Source organism: Neisseria sp. SLRRB23 (genome assembly GCF_050896295.1).
In the GTDB taxonomy this organism is placed as follows: Bacteria; Pseudomonadota; Gammaproteobacteria; order Burkholderiales; family Neisseriaceae; genus Neisseria.
In genome coordinates this window covers 21,664-30,094 of the sequence record NZ_JBPBFH010000027.1, presented here as the reverse complement: position 1 = coordinate 30,094, position 8,431 = coordinate 21,664, and the positions used below count along the sequence as shown (strand labels likewise).

General features: G+C 50.2%; 3 protein-coding genes and 1 tRNA gene. 1 reads left to right on the top strand and 3 read right to left on the bottom strand.

Going from position 1 to position 8,431, the window contains the following annotated elements; all coding sequences use genetic code 11:
• Positions 1-24: 24 nt before the first annotated feature.
• The 3 genes from ACRPFF_RS08225 to ACRPFF_RS08215 form a co-directional block, all read right to left on the bottom strand.
• A tRNA-Arg gene (locus ACRPFF_RS08225) sits at positions 25-100 on the bottom strand.
• Between the two features lie 331 nt (positions 101-431).
• Positions 432-3,344, bottom strand: coding sequence for a PilC family type IV pilus tip adhesin (gene pilC / locus ACRPFF_RS08220; RefSeq protein ID WP_432674359.1), 2,913 nt, complete (start codon positions 3,342-3,344; stop codon positions 432-434).
• Complete coding sequence (locus ACRPFF_RS08215; protein WP_432674358.1) at positions 3,268-3,510, bottom strand: hypothetical protein; 243 nt, start codon at positions 3,508-3,510, stop codon at positions 3,268-3,270. Before ACRPFF_RS08215 ends, pilC (ACRPFF_RS08220) begins: the two co-directional genes overlap by 77 nt.
• A 266-nt stretch (positions 3,511-3,776) precedes the next feature.
• Between ACRPFF_RS08215 and pilC (ACRPFF_RS08210) the strand changes: the two genes are divergently transcribed.
• Positions 3,777-8,279, top strand: coding sequence for a PilC family type IV pilus tip adhesin (gene pilC, locus ACRPFF_RS08210; RefSeq protein ID WP_432674357.1), 4,503 nt, complete (start codon positions 3,777-3,779; stop codon positions 8,277-8,279).
• Positions 8,280-8,431 lie beyond the last annotated feature (152 nt).

Here is an 8,431-nt window from a genome sequence, read left to right as displayed (position 1 = left end):
TCTTTCAGACGGCCTCTTTATAATTGGCGCACCCAACAGGGATCGAACCTGTGACCTCCAGCTTCGGAAACTGACACTCTTCCAACTGAGCTATGGGTGCGGAAAACGTAAGGTTAACGTAAATTCTGCAAATTGGCAAAGGTTATCTTGCGCCGGCAGGCGGCGTATGGCGGCACAAGGGGAGTTTTCTTGGAGATAATCCGGTATTTTCAACGGATTATTTGTTTTGTACAGATACCATTGGCAAATTTTTTCATATTTTCAATGATAGCGATTGCCTACATCCCACCCTACATCTCGCCCTGCAACCCATCCTACATCGCGCCCTGCAACCCGCCTTTTACGAACCGCCCCCCTCCGAAAAACGCAAAAAAATGCCGTCTGAAGGGCTTTCAGACGGCATTTGCGGGGGAATCGGCTGCGCGGGCGGGTTAGAAGAAGAGTTCGCGCCAGCTGATGCGTTTCATCTTACAGATTGGACCGACAACGTCCAAGTCGGACATATCGTTCATCAGCAGCGTGTGCACGCCTTTGCTGAAGAAGCAGCGGTTGCCGGGTTTTGGGGGTTTGTCAGTATCATCGCCGCTGCCGCCCGTGTCGCCGTCTGCCGTTCTTGGGTGATCGCTTGTCTTTTGGCTGTCCAGATAGCTCGCGGTCAGCAGTTTCGGATAAACATATCCGCTCGGGCAGATAATTTTATGGTCTCCGTTCTTCAGGTTCAAGGAAATATCGTCTTTTTTCATACAGCCCACGGGGATATCGTTGCCTTCTGCGTCTTTTTTCTCGCCGACTTGTTTGGCGACACGGTCATCCGGCACGACGGGGCGCGCGCTTTCCTTCGTCAGCTCGCCGCCGTTGGCGGTATCGATGCCCAAAAATGCGGTTTCCGCACCACAGCCGTTGGCATTGTAGTTGTGGATGGTTACAAAGGCGGTACGCAATACCACGGTCGGTTTGATGGTAACGCGCTGTCCGGGTAGCAAATCTACTGCCCAGCCTTTGTGCTCACCTATTTCCTTATTATTCAAGAACAGTATTTTCCCATCTTTTGTCGGCACTTGTGTCAGTTCTTGTTTGAGTAGTTCATTTTCCATTACTTCTTGTGCAAAGACCAAGCTATCCTTCTTATCATCAAAGATACCGTAAACAGATTGGATGTCTTGGCTTGCCACATCATCCTCAGTCAAATCGCTGCCCGTGCCGAAGATGACGACGCGTTTGTCTGCCAGTTGGGAAATAGCGGGCGCGGAAGTAATCGGTTTTGTGCCTTGGAAAATAGTGCGTACAGACCATCTGGTCGGGTCGTTGTCGCCTAGATCAAAGCGGTACATTTTGCCGCCGCGGTCGCCAGCATAGACGATATCGACCTTGCCGTCAGAATTTGTATCGACAAGCGTGGGGGATGAAAGCCCGCCCTTGCCGCCGGGTACATCGATTTTTTTAATCAGCGTACCGCTGCTTTCCAAATCATACACATACAGCGCGGTTTGATTTTCTGGGCTGTTAATATCTTTGGTGGCATAACCGGAAGCGAGGAAGGCGGCGTATTTGCCGTTTTGGGTTTTGCCGATTTGCGGCGTGCCGACGGTGTAGCCCAAGCCGTTGCCTGTTACGTCAAACAGGGAAACGCCGGTCGGGCTGCCGCTTTCGGCTTTGGTCAAATCCAAGGCATACGCGCCTTTGCCGCCCTGACCCATTGCGCCGAACATAAATACGCGGTCTTTGACTTTGCGTAAGACAAAGCCGCCGTCCACGCCGTACAAACCGCCCGTGTAGTTTTCGTTGGCAAAGTTGTGCAGGTCTTTTGCCAAATCGGAATCTTGGTTATCCAAGTTTCTGCGCGGCATCGTGCCGGGGATGTAGCTGAGCTTCAGATTGTAGCTACCGTCATTGTTGCGTTTGAAAATATGCACCATCCCGTCGTTCGCGGCGGTTGCCAGATAGTTGCCGACCGCTGTTACAGGACTGTTGACGATGTCGCCCAAATTGCGCTTGTTGTTGTCGCGAATGCGGTATTGCTGGCCATACAGTTTTCCGCGTGTTTGAGCGTCTATCTCATTGTTAAATGTTTCGAACGGATTATCGTTCGTATCGCGCCGGTCGGTCCAGCGCAGCAATACGGTTTTCCATTCGTCTTGATTGTCTCCCAAGGTGCTGAGATTAAATGCGTTGTTCGAGCCGCCGGCAATATTATCGCTGTCGCTCAAGGATACGCCGTTTGCCAAGCGGATTGCCGTCTTGCGTCCGGTAAAGACGGGTTCGGTAAAACTTTTGCTTTCCAGATAATCCGTCCCTAGGTTTTCTCCTTTCTTGTCTTTATTCAAGGTGTAGAAGAGGATGCGGCTGCTTGCCGACTTGGGATCGGTAACGACCGCTGCCGCCTTGTTCGGGAAACCCGCGCCCAAAGGGGCGGGGGCGACAATGGCGTATTGGCTGCCGTCCGGTCCGGCGGAAGTATATTGTGCCCGAGTGCAGCCACCCGCGCCTATGCCCGGGAGCTGGAGTTTTACGTCGATATGGCCGTCGTCTACTATCCGCCATACGGTCATTGTCCGACCTTTATTTCCTGTATCACCCTCTGAAGTCATAGCGATTTTAGATGTAGTAATTTCGCCCAGTTTGATTTCTTGGGCGGTAAGGCTGTCGCCGCCGGGATCGGAGAGCTTATGCAGCTTGGCGCGAAGCTGGAATGCCTTGCCATACGGTTGACCGGGGTTGTTTATTCGTATAGGCAGATCAGCTATTTTTGATTTTGTTCCGTCCACACTCGGTTTTTCCCATTTTCCCGAACCTGCAGCAATATTGCCGCTGTCGTCGTATGACGGGGCTGCAATTTCAAAGGAAATGCCCAGCCACGGGTGCGCTTTCAGTTTGTATATCGGCACGCCGTCGGCACGCATCTGCCCCGTAGCCTCGATGGTGGCACTGTCTTTTTCGAAAAAGAATTCGAAAGGCAAGACCGGACATTGCCTACTGCCGCCTGTTACCCCTTTGGCCCAACAGGATGTATCGGTAAAGTCGTAACCTGTTTTGCCCCTCATCTCCGGTTTGTAGGTTGTCAGCCATTGGTCGGTGCTTTGTCCACTATGATTGTTGGAATTGAGACCAGAGACTTTGCCCCACAGCGGAGCCGATCCGCCGCCGAAGTTGAACGTGGTTGCTGTCGGAAAGCCCGCCGTCAGCGTATCGTTGTTGTCATATTTAAAATCATAAACCAGTGCGGTAAGAATAGGACATCCTACTCTGGGGTCCCACGGTACATTTAACTCACGACATATATTTTTTCTGCCGGGACCAAATCCCCCCCCCGGGGGTGGCAATATGTTTATGACCTTTACGTACACCAGGCTGACCGAAAATCTGCTTGCCTTTCACAACGCCCGTATCGCTGACGGTATAGTGAAAATTGACAACCTCATCTGCTGCGACATATTGGGAAGATAATACTAGGATTATGGTTGTATAAATTGCGGCACGACTGAGCAAGCGTCGTTTGGGTAATTTTTTCATATTATTGTCCTTCCGTATATTGTCTCTAATTATCGGCGAACTGAATTTGGTTTGAGGCATGATTTGGGTTGTATTGGAAAGTTGGATTATTCAATAGAACATCTTTGATAGAATTATATCATAGGCGTTTTTCCTTTGTGTTTGCACAATGTTACGAACTGTAAAGAGCTGAAAATATTGATTTATATTGGTTTGTGTGCAGGGTATACATGATAGAATGCATAGGTTTTAAAAATAACAGCCGAAAATCGAAATAGGTTTGATTTATGAAGCGAAGACACATTACGAAAAACAGACGTCGCCTCACCGCCGCCAAGCCTCTGGCGGCCGGTGTATTTGCCGCATTGACGGCTTCTCAATCTGCGCAGGCAATCCCTTTCAGGGATTTGCCTGCCTATTTGCAAAATACTTCTACAGTTTCCGGTACGGGCAAGGTCAGACCCAACGTCGTCTTCCTTGTGGACGATTCTAACTTTATGAACAACGGTGCGGGCAGAACCGTTATCCAGCATACTTTTTCAGACGGCAAAATCCTGATTAAGGTTAGGGATAAAAATAACAACAATGCCGAGGTAATGAGGACGCTGAATCCGAAAAACCTGATGCTGGACGGCGGCTGTCCGCAGATTACCCTGGCAGACGGCAGGATTACGGAAGACCCTCGGTATATTGACCCTTCCAACGGCTGGTGTACCAAGCCCCTGCCGCCGGTTTCGCTGCAGAGCATCGATCCCGTTGCTTATCAGGAGTTTAAAGAGCTTCAAATCGGGGATGGAAACGGCGGTTTGAAATTGACCGAGCGTTTGGTCAAGGTTAAAGATGCGCTCAAGGCAGTTGTCGGAAAATACGGCGCAAATGCCAACTGGGGGCTGCAGACCCTGCACAATAACGGCGGTTCGGATACCGACGGAGTGAATGCCGCGCCTTCGGATATGCAAAGCCGTATCGACAGGATTAAAGCGCAATACCCGATGGTGCCGCTGACACGGCGTTATTATGAAACCGTGCGCGACCGACTGCTGCCTGCGGTCAAATACCGCTGCCAGAAATCGTATGTCGTGGTTTTGACATCGTCCAAGTCCGATACGAGTTGCCATTACACCAACTATGTGTTCGGTTCGAGCGGTTATAGCGATTTTGCGGGTAATTTGGGGTCTTATCCTAAAAATATTCCTGCCACCCATCCGCAGCATTGGAAGGACTGCCTGGTCAACGAGCGGAAATATCAAAAACGTTATCCGAATATGATGACTTGTCCTTGGGAGGCGTATTGGGATGAGACGGCGGCGAAGAAACAGCTGAAGGGTGCATTCCCCGGGAATTATTGCGAAGCCCCCGTCAGTCCGAAACTGCCTAAAGCCCCGCCTGCAACTTGGCAGGATGCAAGGGAAGAATATGAAGCTAAGTACGGCAAATGTGAAAAAATCAACCAGAGGCCGGGTCCTGGTTACGGGCAGAAGTATCAGGATTCGGACGATTGTGAGGCGAGATTCAGGTACAACGGCGATGTCCAACTGCACGGCATGAGGGTTGCAAACTACAAACTTGCATTGGGCGAATATAAAAAATCCAAAGGGTTTGGTGCAAACGAAGAAAGCCGGAGGGTTCACGAGGAACTGTGTCCGAGCGGCAAGCCTAATAAGAACGGCAGCCAGAACAGTGGGCTGCATGAATTTTTCGATAAGGAAAAAGACCGTCTGAGGTCTTTGTTCGGCAATCTGAAATATACTCAGACAAACGGATTGACCGCCAGCGAGTACGGCCAAATGGCTGCTGAGGTATTGGATACTATTGGTCTGGCGGAATTTGCCCCTCAGTTTCGTTCGACTTACCGAAGCTTGAACGGCCCGCGTTATTGTGAAACCGAAAACGGTACGTTGAGGTGTAAGGTACGCATTACCGGCAAGCTTCCTGCTTCGATTTCGTTCAACGCAAACGGGAAAAATGACGAGCAAACCCAGTTTGAGGGAATGAGGTTTCCCGCCGTCTTGAAACAGTCTGATTCGTGGCGGAATAATTATTACAATTATGACTGGGTATCGGATTATTATTATTTCAATCCGGGAAAACCCAGTGTGGGCAAATCGGAGAAGGAGAAATTTTCTAATTATTTCGGAGAGTATTTCAGCGAGCATGGCTTTGATCAAAACCAGGCTGATGCAAACGGAACAACAAGACCCGGTATGAAGCATCTGCCCGGTGCGGGGCAGTGTACTGCGGGTTCGGTCGATACCGTCCTTGATGGCGATAACGGTATGGGTATGTTCAGCCGCGCCTTGGCGGAAAAAGACATCAAATCCGCTTCAGACGGCAGGGATGCGGCAGGTGTAAGCTGGGATAGCGATGCTTCTTCCGATCCTGCCGGCGTGGATTTCAGCAAGCAGACCGTCCAAACTTATACAGTCAACTTCAATGCAGACGAAGGTACGGTACGCAAGGAATATCTGCGCAACGGTGCGAGCCGCGACAATATGTATTATCCGGTTATGGACTATAAAAACCTGACCAAGATATTGGATGAGATTCTCGGCAAAATTCAGTCGGATACGAAAAATACGACGGGTGGGTCTTTTTCTGCGACAGCCCCTGCTGCAACTGGCAACAGTATCCCCGATTTGGCGGCCGCCGTATTCCTGAATCCGACAACGTGGAGCAGCCGTTTACGCTTCTACCGTTTGGATGCTTCGGGTTATCCTGATAAGACGCATTATGCCGAACCTTCGTTTGACAACCGTAAGACGCTGATCAAACTGGGAAACAATGTTTATTTTACGGATAAGATGGACGGTGTTTCCGGTATCGGCAACCATACTTTCGGCATCCCTGCAAAATCGGGTAATGCCGACGAATGGAAAGAACTGCTGCTGCCGTGGACAGACAGAAGCGGCAACGACAAGGCCTTGGAAACCTTGTCTCAAACCAAGGTTGGCGGTGCAGACAAATACAGCCAAAAATACCGCGTGCGTCCGGATGCGGAACGTCATTTGGGCGATATACTCGACAGTCAGGTCGTTGCCGTCGGGAATACGGATGCCGGTAACCACCGTGAGTTTATGGTAACGGCGGCAAACGACGGCATGGTGCATATTTTCAAACGCGGAAGTAAAGCACCTTACGACTTGAAGCTGAGCTATATTCCGGCAAATATGCCGCGCGAGGATGGGACGGGTAATGACTCAAATTTGGCTAAAACCTTGAAAGATTTTGCACACAGCGGCTACGGCAACCATCCGGCGCATACTTACGGCGTAAACGGCGGCTTTGTCGTGCGTCAGGCGGATGTGGCCGGACAAAAACGTGTGTTTATGTTTGGTGCGATGGGGCAAGGTGGACGCGGTGCGTATGCTTTGGATATCGGCGCGGTCAACGGCAGCCAAAATTCTTGGAATGTTACCGTCCCTTTGTTTGATGCTGTCGACAAAGATATGGGTTATACCGTCGGTACGCCGCAAATGGGGCGGACATACAACAATATGTCAGGCTATTCGGGTTTTCTTGCAGGCGGCTACCGTACCGATGCCGTACAAAGCAATGCCAATAAAACGGCTTTGTATGTTTACGATATGTTCGGTAAAAAGCTGATCCGCAGAATCGATGTTCCGGCCGGGGTGGGCGGTTTGTCCTCACCAACCTTGGTGGATACTGATTTCGACGGAGTTGTCGATGTGGTTTATGCAGGCGACAGGGGCGGTAATATGTACCGTTTCAATGTTGTCAACCCTGATTCGTCAAAATGGAATTACAGCATTGTTTATCGTGGTAATCCGAGTCAGCCGATTACGGCGGCTCCTGCCGTTTCGCGCCGCGAATCCAACAAGTATGTCGTTATTTTCGGTACGGGCAGCGATTTGACTGCCGCAGATACCGTGAACCAGGCTACTCAATCGGTATATGGTATTTTTGACGATGTGTCGTGGGACTCAAAAACCGGCGGGCCTAAAACGGCTCCGAGCGCGCACGGCAATGATTTGGTCAAGCAGAATATGAGCAAAGACAACGGTTTGATTTTCCTGTCGAATAATGAAATCGACGAGAAAACCAAAAAAGGTTGGAAAATCGATTTGGCACCCGGCGAACGTGTTACCCTCAAGCCGAACATGATTTTGCGTACGGCAGTGGTTACCATCCGCAACTACACCAAAAAAACCGTGATGACGGGGGCAAGCTCCACAGGCGACCTCTGTATTCCGGATACGCAAAACAGCAATACTTCAACCGAAACGACGATTCTTGCCGTTAATGCCGAGGATGGCGGCGGTTTGACTCCTAGAAAAACCCGCCTGATTCCGCCTTCAATCAACAACGGAGGAAATAACGGGGGAAATAACGGGGGAAATAACGGGGGAAACAACGGAGGAAACAACGGAGGAAACAACGGAGGAAATAACGGAGGAAATAACGGAGGAAATAACGGAGGAAATAACGGAGGAAATAACGGAGGAAATAACGGAGGAAATAACGGAGGAAATAATACTTCCAATTGTAAGAACATCAATGGCAAAATCATGTGTCCGAACGGTTATACCTTCCCCGGCCCGCTTGTTCCGACTTATCTTGACGGGAAAAAAATCGGCGATCCCCCGACTTCTCCCGACGGTGATGCCGGAGGCAGCGGCAATGACGACGGTCCGCCAGATACTGTGCCGAACAACAAATGTTTTACCTCTAAAGGAAAGCGCACGTTGCTGATGAACAATATGAGCAACCTTGACGTGGTCGGCCCGCTTTGCGGAATGAAACGTATCAGCTGGCGCGAGATATTCTTCTGATGCCGTTGTCGGATAAAATGCCGTCTGAAGCCCAATCGGTTTCAGACGGCATTTCTTATGGAATCAATATACTATTTGCGCGGGAATGATGCAGCTTGTGTGCTGCTTGTTGTGATTTGGCGTCAAAATAAAAAGCCGGCTTTAAAAGAAAA